19 protein-coding genes and 1 tRNA gene are annotated in these 19158 nt (G+C 51.2%); 10 read left to right on the forward strand and 10 right to left on the reverse strand.

Annotated elements, in window-relative coordinates; all coding sequences use genetic code 11:
• Nucleotides 1–112 precede the first annotated feature (112 nt).
• The 10 genes from pnp to purE all read right to left on the reverse strand — a co-directional run bounded on the left by pnp (nt 113) and on the right by purE (nt 10718).
• Nucleotides 113–2191: a polyribonucleotide nucleotidyltransferase gene (gene pnp / locus ACW73I_RS04660; protein WP_458028073.1), complete on the reverse strand. Its 2079-nt coding sequence runs from the start codon at nt 2189–2191 to the stop codon at nt 113–115.
• 88 nt (nt 2192–2279) lie between these two features.
• The gene (gene rpsO / locus ACW73I_RS04665) at nt 2280–2549 is read right to left on the reverse strand and encodes a 30S ribosomal protein S15 (RefSeq protein ID WP_458028074.1); all 270 of its coding nucleotides are present in this window, start codon (nt 2547–2549) and stop codon (nt 2280–2282) included.
• Between the two features lie 111 nt (nt 2550–2660).
• Nucleotides 2661–3572, reverse strand: a complete 912-nt coding sequence (truB, locus tag ACW73I_RS04670) for a tRNA pseudouridine(55) synthase TruB (RefSeq protein ID WP_458028075.1) — start codon at nt 3570–3572, stop codon at nt 2661–2663.
• A complete protein-coding gene (gene rbfA / locus ACW73I_RS04675) occupies nt 3572–3985 on the reverse strand; it encodes a 30S ribosome-binding factor RbfA (RefSeq protein WP_458028076.1) in 414 nt (137 codons plus the stop codon). The genes truB and rbfA overlap by 1 nt, the downstream gene beginning before the upstream one ends.
• A gap of 2 nt (nt 3986–3987) precedes the next feature.
• Complete coding sequence (gene infB / locus ACW73I_RS04680) at nt 3988–6696, reverse strand: translation initiation factor IF-2 (protein WP_458028077.1); 2709 nt, start codon at nt 6694–6696, stop codon at nt 3988–3990.
• Nucleotides 6697–6710: 14 nt separating this feature from the next.
• Nucleotides 6711–8222, reverse strand: a complete 1512-nt coding sequence (gene nusA / locus ACW73I_RS04685) for a transcription termination factor NusA (RefSeq protein WP_458028078.1) — start codon at nt 8220–8222, stop codon at nt 6711–6713.
• Nucleotides 8212–8697 (reverse strand): ribosome maturation factor RimP, encoded by a 486-nt coding sequence (rimP, locus tag ACW73I_RS04690; RefSeq protein WP_458028079.1) that lies wholly within the window; start codon nt 8695–8697, stop codon nt 8212–8214. Before rimP ends, nusA begins: the two co-directional genes overlap by 11 nt.
• Before the next feature lie 136 nt (nt 8698–8833).
• Nucleotides 8834–8909: transfer RNA gene (locus ACW73I_RS04695), tRNA-Phe, on the reverse strand.
• A gap of 220 nt (nt 8910–9129) precedes the next feature.
• Nucleotides 9130–10224, reverse strand: coding sequence for a 5-(carboxyamino)imidazole ribonucleotide synthase (locus ACW73I_RS04700; RefSeq protein ID WP_458028080.1), 1095 nt, complete (start codon nt 10222–10224; stop codon nt 9130–9132).
• Nucleotides 10221–10718 (reverse strand): 5-(carboxyamino)imidazole ribonucleotide mutase, encoded by a 498-nt coding sequence (gene purE / locus ACW73I_RS04705; protein WP_458028081.1) that lies wholly within the window; start codon nt 10716–10718, stop codon nt 10221–10223. Before purE ends, ACW73I_RS04700 begins: the two co-directional genes overlap by 4 nt.
• A gap of 145 nt (nt 10719–10863) precedes the next feature.
• Between purE and ccmA the strand changes: the two genes are divergently transcribed.
• From ccmA to hemN, 10 genes are read left to right on the forward strand one after another with little or no spacing between them, the layout of a single operon-like run.
• Nucleotides 10864–11496 carry a cytochrome c biogenesis heme-transporting ATPase CcmA gene (ccmA, locus tag ACW73I_RS04710; RefSeq protein ID WP_458028082.1) on the forward strand — a complete coding sequence of 211 codons (633 nt, stop codon included), beginning with the start codon at nt 10864–10866 and terminating at the stop codon, nt 11494–11496.
• Nucleotides 11487–12161, forward strand: a complete 675-nt coding sequence (ccmB, locus tag ACW73I_RS04715) for a heme exporter protein CcmB (protein ID WP_458028083.1) — start codon at nt 11487–11489, stop codon at nt 12159–12161. Before ccmA ends, ccmB begins: the two co-directional genes overlap by 10 nt.
• Nucleotides 12162–12185: 24 nt before the next feature.
• Entirely contained in the window at nt 12186–12947 is a 762-nt protein-coding gene (locus ACW73I_RS04720) for a heme ABC transporter permease (protein WP_458028084.1), read from the forward strand.
• Entirely contained in the window at nt 12944–13108 is a 165-nt protein-coding gene (gene ccmD, locus ACW73I_RS04725; protein ID WP_458028085.1) for a heme exporter protein CcmD, read from the forward strand. The genes ACW73I_RS04720 and ccmD overlap by 4 nt, the downstream gene beginning before the upstream one ends.
• Complete coding sequence (gene ccmE / locus ACW73I_RS04730; RefSeq protein ID WP_458028086.1) at nt 13105–13539, forward strand: cytochrome c maturation protein CcmE; 435 nt, start codon at nt 13105–13107, stop codon at nt 13537–13539. The genes ccmD and ccmE overlap by 4 nt, the downstream gene beginning before the upstream one ends.
• Nucleotides 13536–15485 (forward strand): heme lyase CcmF/NrfE family subunit, encoded by a 1950-nt coding sequence (locus tag ACW73I_RS04735; RefSeq protein WP_458028087.1) that lies wholly within the window; start codon nt 13536–13538, stop codon nt 15483–15485. Before ccmE ends, ACW73I_RS04735 begins: the two co-directional genes overlap by 4 nt.
• Nucleotides 15478–16011, forward strand: a complete 534-nt coding sequence (locus ACW73I_RS04740; RefSeq protein WP_458028088.1) for a DsbE family thiol:disulfide interchange protein — start codon at nt 15478–15480, stop codon at nt 16009–16011. Before ACW73I_RS04735 ends, ACW73I_RS04740 begins: the two co-directional genes overlap by 8 nt.
• The gene (locus ACW73I_RS04745) at nt 16008–16508 is read left to right on the forward strand and encodes a cytochrome c-type biogenesis protein (protein WP_458028089.1); all 501 of its coding nucleotides are present in this window, start codon (nt 16008–16010) and stop codon (nt 16506–16508) included. The genes ACW73I_RS04740 and ACW73I_RS04745 overlap by 4 nt, the downstream gene beginning before the upstream one ends.
• Nucleotides 16505–17704, forward strand: a complete 1200-nt coding sequence (ccmI, locus tag ACW73I_RS04750) for a c-type cytochrome biogenesis protein CcmI (RefSeq protein ID WP_458028090.1) — start codon at nt 16505–16507, stop codon at nt 17702–17704. The genes ACW73I_RS04745 and ccmI overlap by 4 nt, the downstream gene beginning before the upstream one ends.
• Nucleotides 17704–19083, forward strand: a complete 1380-nt coding sequence (hemN, locus tag ACW73I_RS04755) for an oxygen-independent coproporphyrinogen III oxidase (protein WP_458028091.1) — start codon at nt 17704–17706, stop codon at nt 19081–19083. The genes ccmI and hemN overlap by 1 nt, the downstream gene beginning before the upstream one ends.
• The last annotated feature ends 75 nt before the right edge of the window (nt 19084–19158 follow it).

The raw sequence follows: 19158 nt of genomic DNA on the forward strand, positions 1-19158 counted from the left end.
GTACGCAGCCACATTACAGTGTTTTCCCCTTTCTCCGGTTCAGAGAGGCTTTAATTAAACAAAAAAAGGGCCTCATGGCCCTTTCTAATGCGCTGTTTCGAGCGAGGCTCGATTATTCGCTATCGGCGTCTTTCATGCTCAGACGCACCCGGCCTTGGCGATCGATTTCCAATACCTTGACCCGAACTATATCGCCTTCCGACAGCTTGTCGCTGACTTTTTCGACACGCTCTTCGGAGATTTGAGAAATGTGAACCAAGCCATCTTTACCAGGCAGAATGGTGACAAACGCGCCGAAATCCATCAAACGCACCACTTTGCCTTCATAGGTTTTTCCGACTTCAACCTCGGCCGTGATTTCCTCTATCATGCGGCGCGCTTCCTCGCCGGCAGCTTTATCGACAGAGGCGATATTGACGATACCGTCGTCGGTCAAATCGATGCTGGCACCGGTTTGCTCGGTAATCGCGCGTATCGTCACGCCACCTTTGCCTATGACTTCGCGAATTTTGGCCGGGTCGATCTTGAAGGAGATGATGCGCGGCGCGAAGTCGGACATTTGCTCGCGGCTAGCCGACAGCGCTTTGTTCATTTCGCCCAGGATGTGCAAGCGGCCTTGTTTAGCTTGCTCCAGGGCGACTTTCATGATTTCCGGCGTAATGCCGTCTATCTTGATGTCCATTTGCAGTGCGGTGACGCCATGTTCCGAGCCGGCGACTTTAAAGTCCATATCGCCCAAATGGTCCTCATCGCCCAAGATGTCGGACAATACCGCAAATTGGTCGCCTTCCTTAATCAGGCCCATCGCAATGCCCGCCACCGGGGCTTTCAACGGAACGCCGGCATCCATCAACGCCAAACTACTACCGCAGACTGAAGCCATGGAGCTTGAGCCATTGGATTCGGTGATCTCGGAAACCACGCGGAGGACATATGGAAATTCGGCAATAGTCGGCAATACCGCTTTCACGCCGCGTTTTGCCAAACGACCGTGACCGATTTCTCGGCGTTTCGGCGAACCGACGCGGCCGGTTTCACCCACGCTGAAAGGCGGGAAGTTGTAATGCAGCATGAAGCTGTCTTTGTATTCACCCGCTAAGGCATCGATTACTTGCGCGTCGCGTTCGGTACCCAATGTAGCCACGACCATGGCTTGAGTTTCGCCGCGAGTGAAAAGGGCGGAGCCGTGGGTTCTAGGCAATACGCCGGTCCGAATCGTGATCGGTCTGACGGTGGTCAGGTCACGGCCGTCTATACGTTTGCGCTCGTTTAAAATCGCCTCGCGAACGATGTTATATTCCAAATCCTCGATAACATTGCGAACATCGGATTCGGCATGTTGTTCGTCCGCAGTCAGTTTATCGACGACGGCCGTGCGAATAGCGCTCAAGGTGTCTTGACGCAGCAATTTTTCCGGAATTTGATAGGCCGCTTTGATATTAACTTCGGCTTCAGCGGCAACTGCCGCTTTTAAGCTTGTATCGGCTTCCGGCGCGGCCCAGTTCATAGGCGGCGTCGCCACTTCGGCGGCAAATTCGTTAATAGCGTTGATGGCGACTTGCATTTGCTCATGCCCGAACAATACGGCGCCCAGCATGATTTCTTCCGACAGCAATTCAGCCTCGGATTCCACCATCAATACAGCTTTTTGAGTACCGGCTACGACCAACTCCAGTTGAGATTCTTTCAATGCCGGCAACGATGGGTTCAGCAAATATTGACCGTCTTTATAGCCGACGCAAGCCGCACCGAGAGGGCCATTGAACGGCAACCCGGAGATCGCCAGCGCCGCGGAGGCTCCGATAATAGCCGGAACTTGGGTATCAATTTCCGGATTCAGCGAAATAACGGTGGCGATAATTTGGACTTCGTTAGTAAAACCTTCAGGAAATAGCGGTCGAATTGGTCGGTCGATCAGACGCGAGGTCAGGGTTTCGTTTTCGCTCGGACGGCCTTCGCGTTTAAAAAAACCGCCGGGAATTTTGCCGGCGGCAAAGGCTTTTTCTTGATAGTCCACCGTCAATGGGAAAAAGTCGCCGCCGCTGCCTTCTTTTTTACCGACTACAGTGACCAACAATGTTGTACCCTCGACATCGATCATCACCGCGCCGTTGGCTTGGCGGGCAACTTCGCCCGTTTCTAAAGTGACGAGACGATCGCCGTATTGAAATTGTTTCCTAATAGGATTCACTATGAGGTTCCTTTGTTTGAAAGGTTGTGCTTAAAATCTTACTATACATAATAGAAACGGCACATGAAGTGCCGTTTCTTTGAATGCGTTACTTCCGGATGCCCAAACGCTCAATTAAAGAACGGTAGCGCGCCACGTCCTTATTTTTCAAATAGTCCAGCAGTTTGCGGCGTTGATTCACCATGCGCAACAAGCCACGACGAGAGTGGTTGTCTTTTTTATGCGCTGCAAAGTGCGGCGTCAGTTGATTGATATTGTGGGTCAACAAAGCAACTTGCACTTCGGTAGAACCGGTGTCTGATTCAGACAAACGATATTCTTCGACAATTGCTTGTTTTTGTGCTGCAGATAATGCCATTCTTTTTAATCCCTATCGATTAATTGTGTTAAAAAATGCCATCGAAAAAATGATGGCGGGTTACATCGCTACCGCTATAGGGTGCAGGAGCAAATGATTTTTTCCGAATCTTCAAATCGCTTGATTATTCAGATTAAATAACTTCTTGGGCGCTAGTTTATCATTCAAAAGGATTTCACCCAAGCCTAAAAAAGTGTCCTGGCTATACATGCGTACAGCGCCCGGATGATGGCCTCGAACGTGAATTTGTCGGCCATGGTGAATATTGACTGCTTGCTCTGGCGACAGACTGATTGCCGGCATGTTTTTCAGCGGTGCATCAACCGGGATCAAGCAACCCGTCAATTCGGTTTCAGTCATCGCCCGCAGTTGTTCCCAAGTGTAGGCTTGATCGATGGCAAATAGGCCGGCAGCAGTACGGCGCAGTGCCGTGACCGTCGCGCAACAGCCCATCGCCTGCCCGATGTCCTCGGCCAGCGAGCGGATATAAGTGCCTTTCGAACAGATGACATCCAGTGTGACGGATGCGGGCTCGAAACCGAGTAGATTAATTGCGTAGATCGTGATGCCGCGCGGCTGGCGGTCGACAGTTTTGCCTTCCCTAGCCAATTCGTATAGCTTTTTACCCTGGTGTTTTAAGGCTGAATACATTGGCGGTACTTGGCTAATAAGGCCGATAAATTGTCGCAGGCAAGTCACCAGTTCTGCCTCGGAAAAACGCGGTACGGGAAGCTCCTTGATGATACGGCCTTCGCTGTCACCCGTATCGGTCATCACGCCTAAACGCAAGGTCACCTGGTAACGCTTATCGTCATCAAGCATCAGTCCGGAAACTTTAGTCGCTTCGCCGAAACATAACGGCAATACGCCGGTCGCCAGAGGATCCAGACTACCGGTGTGGCCCGCTTTGTTGGCATTGAATAGGCCTCTGATTTCTTGCAAGGCCTTGTTTGAAGATACGCCCAAGCGTTTATCGAGCAGCACGATGCCGTGGACATCGCGCCCGGACTTGCGTTTAGCCATCAGTCTTTCGGTAGCGGTTTATCAGTGATTGATTCCGTGGTTTCGCAATGTCCCACATCTTTGCGGTCGCTCACATTTTTTAGCAACTCCGCCACCCGCATACCGGTATCGAACGAGCTATCGTAATAAAAATGGAGTTCCGAAATGTGGCGCAGGCGCATTCGTTTTGCCAACTCGTGGCGGATGAACGGCGCCATGTCGGTTAGCGCCTCGATATTGGCTTTCTTGCCGGCCTCGTCCGCATTCAGCACAGTGACATAGATTTTGGCGACAGCCAGATCCTTGGACAATACCACCTCGTTGACGGTGATAAAGCCCAATCGAGGATCATGCACGTCGCGTTGTAATATCGTCGCCAGCTCTTTTTGCATCTCGGATGCGACACGCTGGCTACGGCCAAACTCTCTTGCCATGTTTAGATTTCCCGTTTAACTTCCACGCGCTCGAAGACTTCGATTTGGTCGCCGACTTTGACGTCGTTGTAATTTTTAACGCCGATGCCGCATTCCATACCCATTTTGACTTCGTTGACGTCGTCTTTGAATCGGCGTAACGATTCCAATTGACCTTCGAATATGACCACATTTTCCCGCAATACCCTGATCGGCAGATTGCGTTTAACATAGCCATCGATGACCATGCAGCCCGCAATCGCGCCGAATTTCGGCGAGCGGAACACATCGCGCACTTCAGCCAAACCGACGATTTTTTCTTGAATTTCGGGGGCCAACATGCCGCTAATCGCGCGCTTGACTTCATCGATAGCGTCATAAATTACGCTGTAATAATGCAGATCGATCTCTTTTTCTTCGATTAACTTACGAGCAACTGCGTCGGCGCGGACATTGAAACCGATCAAGATCGCGCTCGACGCGAGAGCCAAGTTGGCGTCGCCTTCGTTGATGCCGCCTACGCCGCCGTAAATGCATTTAACTTGCACTTCGTCGGTCGACAATTTAACCAGCGATTCTCGCAAGGCTTCCAAACTGCCCTGAACGTCTGTTTTAATCACCAGATTTAAGCTGGCCGTTTCGCCGGCGGACATTTTGGAGAATACATCGTCCAGCTTGGAGGCTTGGGCGGCAGCTTGGCGGCTGGATCTTTTGCGTTCCTCGCGGTGTGCCGCAAGCTCCCTCGCCACACGTTCATTTTGCACGATCAAGAATTCGTCACCGGCATCCGGCGTGCCGGAAAGACCCAAGATTTCCACCGGAGTACTCGGGCCTGCGGTTTTGATCGCATGCGCATTTTCGTCGAACATGGCCCGGATACGGCCGTACTCATGCCCGCATAACACGAATTCACCTTTGTTTAACGTACCTTGTTGAACGAGGATGGTCGCGACGGCACCGCGGCCTTTATCTAAACGCGATTCGATACAAACGCCCGATGCAGTACCTTCTTTTGCGGCTTTTAGCTCCAACACCTCAGCTTGTACGATCAGTGATTCGATCAAATCGTCGATGCCGACGCCGGTTTTCGCCGAAACCTTAAGGAATTGCACGTCGCCGCCCCATTCTTCGGGTACTACATTCAAACTGGCAAGTTCCTGCATCACACGGTCAGGATTAGCCTCAGGTTTATCAATTTTATTCAGCGCTACGATGATGGGCACATTGGCGGCGCGCGCATGTTCGATCGCTTCTTTGGTCTGGGGCATTACGCCGTCATCGGCAGCAACAACCACGATAACGATATCCGTCACTTCGGCGCCACGGGCCCGCATTGCGGTAAAGGCCGCGTGACCGGGCGTATCCAGGAAAGTCACGGCGCCATGGTCGGTTTTGACTTGATATGCGCCGATATGCTGGGTGATGCCCCCGGCTTCGCCCGCGGCAACTCTGGTTTTCCGAATGTAATCGAGCAGCGAGGTTTTGCCGTGATCGACGTGCCCCATGATGGTAACGATAGGCGCCCGAGGAGACAATTTACGCTCGTCGGTGTCGCCTACCGCTTCGGCCAACATCTCCTGTTCGAAATCGTCTTCGCTTTGCATAATCGCGCTATGTCCCATCTCTTCAACCAGAATCACGGCAGTTTCCTGATCGATGGGTTGGTTGATGGTGGTCATGATACCTAGTTTCATCAGCTGCTTGATGACCTCGGCAGCCTTGATGTTCATTTTTGCAGCCAGATCGGAAACGATGATCGTTTCAGGGATCCTCACTTCCAGTTTAGACGGTGCGATCGGTTTTTCGAATTTGTGCTTGTTAGTCTGTAACTCGATTTCAAATTCCGGTTTCTCGCGCCGTTGAGCTTTGCCTTTTTTGCCTTTTCCGCCGCGACGGCCGCCGGCATCGCCGCTATCAAAGCCTATGTCCGGAGCAGGGCCGCGGCTAGGCTTGAATTCCTGCTTCTTTTTATGCAACGTTTGCTGCTGCTTCGCTTCCGCCGCCTTACGCACTTTTTCCGCGTTTCGTTCCACGGCGGCTTCCAGGCGGCGCTGTTTTTCAAGCTCTAGAAGCTCGTCCTCGTTAAGTTTTGACTGGGCAGGCTCGATTGATTTTTCGACTTTTTCTTCGGTTCGGGTCGGTCCGGATTCCGGAGTTGCTTCAGTCGGTTTAATTTTAATTTCGACGGGTTCTTTTGCTATTGTGGTTTCCGCGGTCTGAACTCCCGTGGCTTTTTCGGCTTTCCCTTTTGTTTTGAGAATGGCAGCCTCCGCTTCGGCTTGCGCTTTTAACTCCGCTTCGTGTTGGAGACGCTTTTCTTCTTCCACGTCTCTTAGATGCTTTTGCTTTTCCAGTTCGGCTAGCGCCTGTCTAGCTCGCTCCGCTTCTTTTTGCTCGTCGCTAACCGAAGCTTCGCTACGTTTAATATAGGTTTTTTGTTTGCGGACTTCCACGCTCACCGTTTTTGCACCGGTGCCGGGAGCGGTTGATTGACGTAATTCGGTTTTGGTGCTGCGTTTTAAAGTAATACGTTTCGGGGCGGCGCCTTCCCGGTCGGCATCCGCTTTACCGTGGCGTTTGCGCAAATGTGCCAGCAATTTGACTTTCTCTTCATCGGTAATGATGTCGTCTGGGTGAGTGGCAGTCAAACCCGCTTCCGTGAGTTGCTCCAAGAAACGTTCCAGCGGAATACCCACAACCTCTGCCAATGCCCGTACTGTTTTATCGCTCATAGTATCCTCCTATATTAGCCCTTATCCTCTGCGAACCATGATTCGCGGGCTTTCATAATTAGTTTGCCGGCACGATCTTCGTCCATTCCGGCAAATTCGATAATGTCGTCAATGGATTGCTCGGCTAAATCGTCCAAGGTCACTATGCCTTTAGCTGCCATTTCATGAGCCAGGGTGTCGTCCATTCCTTCCATCGCCAATAACTCAGAGCTAGGCTCCGATGTTTCGATCTGTTCCTCGGAAGCGATCGCTTTAATTAACAGTGCGTCTTTAGCGCGGCTGCGTAGCGCTTCAACCAGCTCCTCATCGAAGCCTTCTATTTCAAGCATTTCGTCGACCGGAATATAGGCGATTTCTTCGATATTATTCAGCCCGACTTCAACCAATACGTCGGCGATTTCTTCATCGACATCCAATAGCCTCATGAATTCTTGCTTGGCTTTGGCGGCGTTTTCGTCCAGATTTTTATCGACTTGCGACGCATCCAGAATATTGAGTTCCCAGCCGGTCAGCTCGGATGCCAGACGCACGTTTTGTCCGCCGCGGCCGATTGCTTGCGACAAGCTATCGGTCGTAACGGCAACGTCCATACTGTGTTTGTCTTCGTCAACTACGATGGATTGTATTTCCGCCGGCGCCATCGCATTGATGACGAATTGAGCCTCATTAGGATTCCAAAGAATGATATCCACCCGTTCGCCCGCTAATTCGTTGGATATGGCTTGTACTCTGGAGCCGCGCATGCCGACGCAAGCGCCGACGGGATCCAGGCGAGGGTCGTTCGCCTTGACGGCGATCTTAGCGCGAGACCCCGGGTCCCGGGCGGCGGCAATAATATCGATCAAGCCTTCGCCGACTTCGGGCACTTCCAGGCGGAACAGGGCGATAAGTAATTCCGGAGCCGTCCGGCTGACGAATAGTTGAGGACCGCGCGGTTCGGAGCGCACTGCCTTCAAATAACCGCGAACCCGGTCGCCCATGCGTATAGGCTCCTTCGGAATCATATCTTCGCGCGCGATGTAGGCCTCGACATGGCCGCCGAGGTCCAGATAAACGTTGCCTTTTTCTACGCGTTTAACTACGCCGGTAATCAGTTCACCTACTCGATGCTGGTACGCTTCCACGATCTTACGACGTTCGGCCTCTCGCACTTTTTGGATAATGACTTGTTTGGCCGTTTGGGCCGCAATTCGGCAAAACTCGACGGATTCGATTTCTTCTTCAATGAAATCGCCGGGCGCTATTTCCGGGTTGTCCAGTTTGGCCACATCCGATAAGACTTGCCAACTCGGGAACTCAACGTCGCCATTGATATCGGGATTGGCTTCCACCACCAGCCAACGCCGGTAGGTTTTGTAATCGCCGGTTTGACGATTGATCGCCACGCGCACTCTGACCGGATTGTCGTATCGTTTGACGGTTGCTGCTTCCAAGGCGGATTCAATGGCCTGAAAGATGATTTCCTTGTCGATTTCTTTTTCGTTAGCAAAAACATCCGCTACCAATAGAATTTCTTTATTTGCCACTGCGGCCTCCTTTTTTGAGTAAATATTCCGGTGCTAAGCGTGCCTTGCTCATTGCTTGAAAAGGAACCTTGATTGTTCGTTCGCCTTCCTGCAACACTACGTTTTCACCTTCAACTGCCTGAATCAGGCCGGTTATTTTTCGGCGGCTTTCGATCGGCTTGAACAAATGTACTGAAACCGTGCTGCCAATGAATCTTTCAAACTGGCTGAGTTTAAAAAACGGCCGGTCTTCACCCGGCGAAGAAATCTCTAATTGATATTCGCCTTGAATAGGGTCTTCTACATCAAGCATACCGCTAAGTTGATGACTGACTTTGGTGCAGTCGTCCAATAGAATGCCGTTTTCGCTATCGATATAAACCCGCAGCATTCCGTGTTTAGGATGGGGGTTATATTCAATCCCCACGCACTCGTAACCCAGGCCTTCAACAATAGGCTCGATCAGTTCTACCAAATGCTCCGGTGCCTGTTTCATTTTCGCCTTGCCTTCGCTGACACAAAAAAAAAGAGCCTCAGGCTCTTCCATAAACATTCGTTAAACCGGCGGCTTATGAAAGCCCTTAAAAGAAAAAACCCCATAAATGGGGCTCTTAAAAAAACCGGAAAAAGCGTGGTGCCCAAGGACAGAATCGAACTGTCGACACGAGGATTTTCAGTCCTCTGCTCTACCGACTGAGCTACCTGGGCATACAGTGCTTTTTGTTAACCTTACGTCGCTAACTATCCGACCATTATACTCAATTATCGATGTAAAACAATTCAAATATTTTTCTAAATTTCTGACAACCTTGTCGGTAGGACCTAAAACATAGACGCACAGACTTCGATTGCCGAACTTGAGATCGCTTTCGATCGGCTCAACCGCGAAGTTTAAGCGACCGTTCCGCCAAGATTCATAACCACAAGGTTAAGAATCGTCTACCGCTGCCGCAATCGCTTGTAATCGAGACAGGACGGTTTGAAACGATTCGAGGTCATCTGCGCGTACGGTAGCATGAGCGACCTTGCGGCCCTTTCGAGGGGCTTTGTCGTACAAATGCAAATGGACGCCGTTCATGCTCAATAACCCAGCGACATCCGGCAATCCGCCTATGAAGTTGACCATCGCCGCGTGGCCGCGGGTTCGGGTCGCGCCTAACGGCAGATCGAGGACCGCACGTAAATGGTTTTCGAACTGACTGGTCTCTGATCCCTCTATGCTCCAATGCCCCGAATTATGCACGCGCGGAGCGAATTCGTTGGCCAGTAGCTTGCCGTCCACGTCAAACAATTCCAGTGCTATGGTGCCGACGTAATTCAGCTTTTCCATCAACCGGCGCACATAGTCTTCGGCCATAGCTTGCTCCGCGTCGTCGGGGCAGGCCGTGGCGACCCTTAGAATACCACCGGCATGCTTGTTTTCCGATAAGGGATAAAAAGCGATGTCGCCCGTCGGACGGCGTGAAGCGATAATGGAGACTTCACGCCGGAACGGTACAAAGCCTTCTACGATGGACGGCATGTCTTGCATGGCCTCCCAAGCCGATTTCAATTCCGCGTCGGTTTTCACAACTACCTGACCTTTACCGTCGTAACCCATACGCCGGCTTTTCAATATTGCCGGTAAGCCGATCGTCGATATGGCTTTTTGCAAGTCTTCCAAGTTATCGACAGGGACGTAGGGAGCAGTGTCTATGCCGAGCTCATTGAAAAAATTTTTCTCGAGCAAGCGATCTTGCGCGACGGCCAAGGCTTGAGCGGGCGGATAGACCCTGGTATGGCTGGACAAAAATTCCGCGACATGTGCGGGTACATTTTCGAACTCATAAGTCACTACATCGGCTTTATCGGCTAATTGCGCCAACAGATCAAGGTCATCGTAAGCGCCCAGTAAATGTTCGCTAAGGCCGGCGGCGCCGGCGTTCGGGTCCGGATCCAGTACGATGAACTTCAAACCTAAAGGATATCCCGCAAGCGCGATCATTCTGGCCAGTTGGCCGCCACCCAAAATACCGACTTTCATGGTTGTACCTGTCGTGGGTCCGGGTTTGAGTTGACGTTATCGGTTTGTTGCTGCCGATAAGAGTTCAGAGCCGGACGATATTGCGGATGTTTGTTACCGATAATGGCTGCAGCCAGCAGCGCTGCATTGATTGCACCGGCTTTCCCGATTGCCAGGGTGCCGACCGGAATGCCGGCAGGCATTTGGACGATAGATAACAAAGAATCCATGCCGTTCAAGGCCTTGGACTGTACGGGTACGCCCAATACGGGCACCGTGGTTTTGGCGGCAGTCATGCCGGGTAGGTGGGCTGCGCCGCCAGCTCCTGCAATAATGACCTCCAGGCCTTTGCGTTCAGCGCTTTCGGCATACTGAAATAGCTTGTCCGGCGTCCGATGCGCCGATACCACCTCCACTTCATGCGGTATCTCAAGGTGCTCCAGGGTTTGCGCGGCATGTTGCATGGTTTCCCAATCGGAAGTGGAGCCCATGATGATGCCAATCAATGCGGTCATGAAAAAAATCTCCGATATTAATCGTTGCTGTAAAACTGAAGAATTATCGCATAAAAACACCGGTGTTCTGTGTCACCGAATTATTATAAAACGTTCATTTGCTGATAAAATGATCGGCCTTTTAAATGGAGTCTGACGAAATTCGATGGAAAATAGCCAACAAATCGGGCTTGAGGTTGTCGATTTATCGTGTAGTAGAGACGATAGACTGTTGTTTTTAAGCCTGAGTTTTACGCTACGACCGGGTGGTGTTTTATTGTTGGAAGGCAGCAACGGTAGCGGCAAAACCACTTTATTACGAACCCTGTGCGGTTTTAGGGAAGCCGATAGCGGACAGATTTTTTGGTTCGGTAAACCGGTTGCCGAAAGTCATTATTTCGCGAATATGGCTTACGTCGGACATGCCGACGGCATTAAAAAAGAGCTGACGGTCCTGGAAAATCTACGCTTCTCCTTGGCTTTGAGCCGTCCCGGCAAGCATTCCATCGAGGATGCCCTGCAGAAAGTGCAACTGGCCGGATATGACGACAATCCCGTGCAAACACTGTCGGCCGGGCAAAAGCGCCGTCTGTCGCTAGCCAAACTATTGATCACCGACCCCTTGTTATGGATACTTGACGAGCCGTTCACCTCATTGGATAAACAAGGCATAACCTTAATTGAAAACTTGATCGATGCTCATGTCAAACAGGGCGGCATGGTGATTTTGACGTCGCACCATGATTTAAACTTTCCGCATACCTGCCTGCAACGCATTCATTTGGACTCATGTCGTTAACACAAGCTTTTTTTGCGATCATACGCCGCGATTTGCTGCTGGCTTTCAGGCGCCGCGCCGAAATGGCCAATCCTTTGCTGTTCTTCGTGTTGGTGGTCACCTTGTTTCCGTTGGCGGTCGGAGCACAGCCGAATTTATTGCAAGCGATGGCGCCCGGGGTGATTTGGGTTTCGGCTTTGTTGGCGACTTTATTGTCGCTGGACGGTCTGTTCAGATCGGATTTCGATGACGGCTCTCTGGAACAACTGATATTGAGTCCGCATCCGATGTCGATCCTGGTTTTGGGTAAAGTATTGGCGCATTGGCTTGTCACGGGTTTGCCGTTGATATTGATCGCGCCGTTGTTGGCCTTATTTCTGGGCTTGCCCGACGCGGCAATGTCGACCTTGTGGCTGACCTTGATTTTGGGAACGCCGGTTTTAAGTTTGATCGGTGCGATTGGGGTAGCTTTGACGGTGGGTTTGCGCCGTGGCGGCATGATTTTGTCGCTATTAGTGCTGCCCCTATATATTCCGGTACTCATTTTTGCCAGCGGCGCGGTGGATAGAGCCGCTACAGGTTTGCCGGTCTCGGCGCAAATTAATATTTTATTAGCCATGTTGTGCTCGGCATTAGTGTTGACGCCATTACCGACTGCGGCGGCATTAAAAATGAGTGTGAACTAGCCTCAACATTGTATAAAGAAGTCTATGTCTATCATCCCAGCTCCAGTTTCCAGATTTTTTCACCGCACGGCCTCGTCGCCGCATTTTTACGCGTTGGCGGACAAGTTCATCCCGTGGCTGACGGTATTGTTTTTACTGCTATTGATTCCCGGCTTATACGGCGGCTTGGTGATGGCGCCGGCCGATTACCAGCAAGGCGATAGTTACCGCATCATTTATATCCATGTGCCCGCGGCCTGGATGTCCTTATTCATTTATGTGCTGATGGCGGTCATGGGGGCTATTGCCCTGGTCTGGCACATGAAGTTGGCGGAAGTGATGTTGGTTGCCAGCGCTCCTATAGGTGCCGGTTTTACCTTTATCGCATTGGTAACGGGTTCGTTATGGGGTAAGCCGATGTGGGGCACCTGGTGGGTATGGGACGCGCGGCTGACTTCGGAACTTATCCTGCTGTTTTTGTATCTGGGAGTGACCAGTTTATATGGTGCAATCGAGGACAAACGCAGTGCAGCCCGCGCCGTATCGATTCTGGCGCTGGTCGGCGTCGTGAATATTCCTATCATTCATTATTCGGTGGAATGGTGGAATACGCTGCATCAAGGGGCAACGGTCAGCAAAATCGACAAACCCTCCATTCATATCAGTATGCTGATTCCTCTACTGTTGATGGCCTTTGCGTTTAAAGTGTATTACGCGATTGCCGTATTGCAAGCCGCCAAATTGGAGTTATTAAGAAGAGAGGCCTCCGCGCAGTGGGTCAAAACCTTGTTGGAGAAAAAAGCATGACATTGGAAAGTTTTTTAAACATGGGCGGTTACGCCTTTTATGTCTGGACTTCCTACGGTATCACCACAGCGGTGCTGCTATGGAATTTGTTTGCGCCCATCGTGCAACGCAAACATTTGCTCAGACAGTTAGCCCTGAAACAAAAACGCACACAACGATGAAACCGCACCGTAGACAACGATTGATTTTGATTGGTCTGATGCTGGCCGGTATCGGCCTAGCCGCTACTTTTGCATTGAAGGCCTTCAATGAAAACCTGATGTACTTTTTTTCCACGACCGACGTGGCGGAAGGCAAGGCGCCCAAGGATACCTTGTTTAGATTGGGCGGCATGGTCGTCAAAGGGAGTGTGGAACGCCCCGGAAAAGATCTTTTGGTCCGCTTCAAACTCAGCGATTTCAGCAAAGAAGTCACGGTCGAATATAGCGGACTCTTGCCGGATTTGTTTAGGGAAGGGCAGGGCATTGTCGCCAAAGGCCGGTTGGACGACCATGGCGTATTCGTTGCCGAGGAAGTCTTGGCCAAGCATGACGAAAATTACATGCCGCCGGAAGTGGCCGATAGCCTGAAGAAATCGCAGGAGGGACCATGATCCCCGAAATCGGTCAATTTTCGTTGATATTGGCATTATGCATGGCGTTGGTGCAAGGTGTGCTGCCTTTTATCGGCGCGTCTAAAGGCATAGCCGGCTGGGTGCGGGTGGCAAAGTCGGCCGCACTTGGGCAATTGCTATTCATGGCGCTGGCTTATGCGTGTTTGACCTACAGTTTTATCGTGCATGACTTTTCCGTGGCCTATGTCGCGCAAAATTCCAACACCGCATTGCCGTTTTTATATTTGATTTCCGGGGTGTGGGGCGCGCATGAAGGTTCGTTGTTGTTATGGGCTTTGACCTTGTCTATTTGGACCGGTCTGGTCGCCTTGCTGAGCAAACATATCCCGGATGCAACCCGCGCTCGGGTGTTAGGCGTAATGGGTTTGGTGGCGGTTGGCTTTATCTTATTCTTGCTGTTTACTTCCAATCCCTTCGATCGCTTGTTTCCGGCGCCTGCCGAAGGCCGCGATTTAAATCCCTTGTTGCAAGACCCCGGTTTGGCAATTCATCCACCCATGCTGTACATGGGCTATGTCGGCTTTTCGGTCGCTTTCGCGTTTTCGATTGCCGCGTTGATCGAAGGCAAATTGGACGCAGCCTGGGCGCGCTGGTCGCGGCCTTGGACCAGCGTGGCCTGGCTGTTCCTGACTTTGGGCATCACGCTGGGCAGCTGGTGGGCCTATTACGAACTGGGCTGGGGCGGCTGGTGGTTCTGGGACCCGGTGGAAAACGCCTCGTTCATGCCTTGGCTGGTCGGCACTGCCTTGATTCATTCCTTGGCGGCGACCGAGAAACGCGGCGTATTCAAAACCTGGACCGTGCTGTTGGCAATCTTCGCTTTTTCATTGAGCCTGCTTGGCACCTTTCTAGTGCGTTCCGGCGTACTGACCTCGGTCCATGCCTTCGCCAGCGATCCGACCCGCGGCGTGTTCATTTTAGTGTTCTTGGCCGTGGTGGTCGGTGGTTCTTTATTGCTGTATGCGATTCGCGCGCCGGAAGTGAAAAGCAGCACCCGCTTTGAGTTGGTCTCGCGCGAATCGGTGCTGCTAATCAACAATGTATTATTGGTCGTGACGGCGGCCAGCATATTGCTGGGCACCTTATATCCACTGGTAATCGATGCGCTTGGTCTCGGTAAATTGTCTGTCGGGCCTCCTTATTTTAATTCCGTATTCATTCCGCTGATGGCCCCGCTGGCGATTGTAGTCGGCTTCGGCGTGTTGCTGCATTGGAAGCGTGACGACATTAAGGCGCTCGGCGGTAGGATTTGGCTACTAGGCCTAGCATGCGTCATCGTCGCAGCGCTGGTGCCGCTTACAATGCCTTCGTATTCAACGGCGGCTGTCATAGGTTTGAGTTTGGCGTTTTGGACATTGGCCGTTTCCGCCATAGCCTTTAAACAGAGAATACAAATCTGGTCGTTGGACCGTCTGACAAAAATCCCGGCCGGCTTTTACGGCATGACGATCGCTCACATCGGTATTTCGGTGTTTGTGGTTGGCATAACGCTGACGTCGACTTACAGCATCGAACGTGACGTGCGTATGGCGCCGGGCGATACGCTGGATGTGTCCGGCTATCGGTTTCATTTTCACGGCGTGCAATTAACCGAAGGTCCGAATTACACGGCGCAACAGGGCGCTTTAACAGTAACCCGCGACGGACAAACGGTAGCCGAGCTGCACCCGCAAAAGCGCGTATATCGGGTGCAAAAAATGCCGATGACCGAAGCGGCCATCGATGCGGGCGTATTTAGAGATTTGTTCGTTGCAATCGGCGAACCGCTGGGCGAGGGCGGTGCTTGGGCTCTCCGGGTGTATTACAAGTCTTTCATTCGCTGGATTTGGATGGGCGGCGTGCTGATGGCCATAGGCGGCTTGTTGGGTGCCATGGACAGACGTTATCGGATATCGAATAAAAAAGCGGTGGCCGCACATGCTTAAATATTTAGTGCCGTTACTTTTGTTCGTCATTTTGGCGGTATTTTTGGCGATCGGTTTGAAACTGAACCCGAAACACATTCCGTCCCCCTTAATCGACAAACCGGCGCCGGCATTTTCATTGCCGGTTTTATCCAAGCCTGAACAACACCTGGGTGTCGAAAATTTAAAAGGCAAGGTCTGGCTGTTAAACGTTTGGGCTTCCTGGTGCGTATCCTGCCGGCAGGAACATCCATTGCTGCTGGAATTGGCGAAACGCAACGTCACCACCATTATTGGCCTGAATTACAAGGACGAAGCCCAAGCCGCCGAAATGTGGCTGCAACAGTTGGGCAATCCCTATGACGCTAGCGTAATGGATGCCGATGGCCGGGTAGGGATCGACTATGGCGTTTACGGCGTGCCTGAAACCTTTGTGGTCGACAAACGCGGCGTGATCCGCTACAAGCATACCGGTCCGGTGGAGCCTGGTGACATCGAACGGATTTTCCTGCCTTTGTTACAGCAATTGCAGCAGGAGGCGGCATGAATAAGCTTTGTAGGGGCGAATTCATTCGCCGCGGAAGTCGCATAGGGATGTGGTTTATGCTGTTGTGTTTGCTTGTTGCCGCACCGGTTCAGGCCGTGGTCGAATACCATCCGTTCGACGATCCCGCCAAGGAAGAGGCTTATCAAAGCCTGATTTCCGAATTACGCTGCCTGGTCTGTCAAAACCAAACCATCGCCGACTCCAATGCCGACCTGGCCAAGGATTTACGACAGCAGGTTTACGAAATGCTGCAACAAGGCCGGTCTCGGCAAGACGTCGTGGACTTCATGACTCAACGTTATGGCGATTTTGTGATGTACCGGCCTGCCTTTAACTTAAAAACGGGATTGCTGTGGCTAGGCCCTATCGCGTTTTTATTGATAGGGATTATTGCCGTGCTGATTTTGGCCAAAACCAAAAAAAGGGCAGAGCATCCGGTCTTGGACCAGCAGCAACAAAGCCGACTCGATGATATTTTAAAAGGTGAAGAAGATTGAATACGCTGTTTTGGATCGTCGTAGTCGCTTTAGTGTCACTGGCGCTGATCATTTTGTTCATACCGTTATGGAAAAATCAAGCGCTGGAAACCATTAGTCATCGACAACGCAATATCGATATTGCACGGCAACGCTTGGCCGATTTGAAACAGCAGTTGCGTGATGGTGTGTTAAACGAAACCGAGTTTGACGAACAATATGTCGAACTACAGTTGATCCTGAATGACGACTTGCAAATACCTGTCGAAACCAAGTCTTCGCAAGACCAGGGGCGTTGGATCATCGCCATCTTAGTTCTGTTGATTCCGGCTACCAGTTTGCTGATCTACCAATTATTGGGGGAACCCAACGCGTTAAAAAAGGCCGAATTACAAGCCAACGAAACCAAGGCAATGGAAAACATCGGTCAGATGATTGGTAAGCTGGAACAAAGGCTTAAAACTCAACCGAACGACCCTGAAGGCTGGTTGATGCTGGGCCGGACGTTCGGTTATTTGCAGCAATATCAAAAAGCCGCCAACGCCTTTGCCGAACTTTATCGCCTACAGCCGGACAATCCGGAAGCGATGATGCAATACGCCAATAACCTGGCGATGGCCCGCAATGGCCGCATGGCCGGCGAACCGGCGCAGTTGGTTGCCAAGATACTCGAACGTGATCCGAACAACGCCAATGCCTTATGGCTGGCCGGCATGGCTAAAGCGGAAGAGGGCAGTTTTACCGAGGCTAAAGCCCATTGGCGGAAACTGTTAGCGCTATTACCGCCCGATTCGGAATCCAGGCCGCAAGTACAGGATATGCTGGCCGCCTTGGATCAGGAAACGGCAAAAAATGATGCCGCCACGCCTAATGTGGCTTTCCAAGTCAACGTCGACATCAGTCCGGAATTGAAAGCCAAGCTGCCGGCCGAATCAACGGTCTTTGTTTACGCTCAAGCCGTCAATGGTCCCAAGATGCCATTGGCCATTGTACGTAAACAATTAGCCGATTTACCGCTACAAATCACATTAAGCGACGCCCAAGCGATGCGTCCTGACATGAAATTAAGCGATCAAACCAAACTAAAAATCGTTGCGCGGGTATCCAAGTCGGGGCAGGCCATGTCTGAGCCTGGCGACTTGTTGGGTAATGCCGAGCTAGCCGCGCCATTTGATAGCCTAGTGGCCACCGTATTAATCAATCAAGAAGTCAAATAATGGACCAATCAATCAAATTTGATTTTGACCTGATCAAACGCTACGACAAATCCGGACCGCGCTACACCTCGTATCCAACGGCCTTGGAATTACACGAAGGTTTCGGAGACGCCGAATATCGCCGGCACATCGAAAAATCCAATGCCGCCGGCGGGCCTTTGTCTTTATATTTCCATATTCCATTTTGCGACACCGTCTGTTTTTATTGCGCCTGCAACAAAATTGTCACCAGGAACCGTGCCCATTCCGAGCCGTATCTGAATAACTTATGCAAGGAAATTGCCATGCAAGGCGAGTTATTCGACAAAAGCCGCAAGGTCAATCAATTGCATTGGGGCGGCGGCACGCCGACTTTCCTGAGCTACGAGCAAATGAAGCGGCTCATGGATACCACCCGTGCACATTTCAATTTGCATGATGACGATAGCGGCGAATATTCCATCGAAGTCGACCCGCGCGAAACCAATGACAGAACCATCGCTCAATTACGTGAGCTAGGTTTTAATCGCATCAGCTTAGGTCTGCAAGATTTCGATCCAGCCGTACAAAAAGCCGTGAATCGACTGCAAAGCAAAGAACAAACCTTTGCCGTATTGGAGGCGGCACGCAAAGAAGGCTTCCGCAGCACCAATATCGATTTGATTTATGGCTTGCCGCTGCAAACTGAAAAAAGCTTCGCCCGCACATTAGATCAAATTCTGGCTTATGCGCCGGATCGATTTTCGATCTTCAATTACGCCCACATGCCCAGCCGCTTCAAAACCCAGCGCCAGATCAACGATGCCGACTTGCCGTCGCCGGCAGTCAAGCTGGACATCCTGCAGATGATAGGCCACAAACTCACGGAAGCCGGTTATGTATATATTGGCATGGACCACTTCGCCAAACCGGATGACGAACTAGCCATTGCCCAGCGTGAAGGTAAGCTGTACCGCAACTTCCAAGGTTATTCTACCCATTCGGATTGCGATCTAATTGGACTGGGTATCACGTCGATTGGTCGTGTCGGTGATGCCTATATGCAGAACTATAAGGAATTGGACGAATACGACAAAGCCATATCTTCAGGTCGTTTGCCGGTATTCAAAGGCGTGGAACTGGATAATGACGACAAACTGCGTCGCGCAGTAATCACTCAGCTGATTTGCCATTTCGAATTAAATTTCAATAAGATCGAAAAGGTCTTCAACATCGTTTTTGCAGACTATTTCTCATCGGATCTAAAGAATTTGAAAACCATGCAAGATGACGGTTTGTTAACAATCAGTATGGAAGGAATAAAAGTGAACACGGCAGGACGCTTGCTGATTCGCAATATCTGCATGGTATTTGACAAATATCTAGTTAAAAAACAACGGCAGTTTTCGAAGGTGATTTAAAAAGAAGTAATCCTCATCCAATCTGTCAGGTGAAAAATCTCTGAGAACATTTTCCAGATGGCTGTCCGGCTCCCC

The organism is Methylomonas sp. MgM2, from assembly GCF_054172045.1.

Coding starts and splice junctions, on each gene's coding strand:
- rpsO (WP_458028074.1), bottom strand. CDS start 2,549: ATGGCATTATCTGCAGCACAAAAACAAGCAATTGTCGAAGAATATCGT.
- truB (WP_458028075.1), bottom strand. CDS start 3,572: ATGGCTAAACGCAAGTCCGGGCGCGATGTCCACGGCATCGTGCTGCTC.
- rbfA (WP_458028076.1), bottom strand. CDS start 3,985: ATGGCAAGAGAGTTTGGCCGTAGCCAGCGTGTCGCATCCGAGATGCAA.
- infB (WP_458028077.1), bottom strand. CDS start 6,696: ATGAGCGATAAAACAGTACGGGCATTGGCAGAGGTTGTGGGTATTCCG.
- rimP (WP_458028079.1), bottom strand. CDS start 8,697: ATGAAACAGGCACCGGAGCATTTGGTAGAACTGATCGAGCCTATTGTT.
- ACW73I_RS04700 (WP_458028080.1), bottom strand. CDS start 10,224: ATGAAAGTCGGTATTTTGGGTGGCGGCCAACTGGCCAGAATGATCGCG.
- purE (WP_458028081.1), bottom strand. CDS start 10,718: ATGACCGCATTGATTGGCATCATCATGGGCTCCACTTCCGATTGGGAA.
- ccmA (WP_458028082.1), top strand. CDS start 10,864: ATGGAAAATAGCCAACAAATCGGGCTTGAGGTTGTCGATTTATCGTGT.
- ccmB (WP_458028083.1), top strand. CDS start 11,487: ATGTCGTTAACACAAGCTTTTTTTGCGATCATACGCCGCGATTTGCTG.
- ACW73I_RS04720 (WP_458028084.1), top strand. CDS start 12,186: ATGTCTATCATCCCAGCTCCAGTTTCCAGATTTTTTCACCGCACGGCC.
- ccmD (WP_458028085.1), top strand. CDS start 12,944: ATGACATTGGAAAGTTTTTTAAACATGGGCGGTTACGCCTTTTATGTC.
- ccmE (WP_458028086.1), top strand. CDS start 13,105: ATGAAACCGCACCGTAGACAACGATTGATTTTGATTGGTCTGATGCTG.
- ACW73I_RS04735 (WP_458028087.1), top strand. CDS start 13,536: ATGATCCCCGAAATCGGTCAATTTTCGTTGATATTGGCATTATGCATG.
- ACW73I_RS04740 (WP_458028088.1), top strand. CDS start 15,478: ATGCTTAAATATTTAGTGCCGTTACTTTTGTTCGTCATTTTGGCGGTA.
- ACW73I_RS04745 (WP_458028089.1), top strand. CDS start 16,008: ATGAATAAGCTTTGTAGGGGCGAATTCATTCGCCGCGGAAGTCGCATA.
- hemN (WP_458028091.1), top strand. CDS start 17,704: ATGGACCAATCAATCAAATTTGATTTTGACCTGATCAAACGCTACGAC.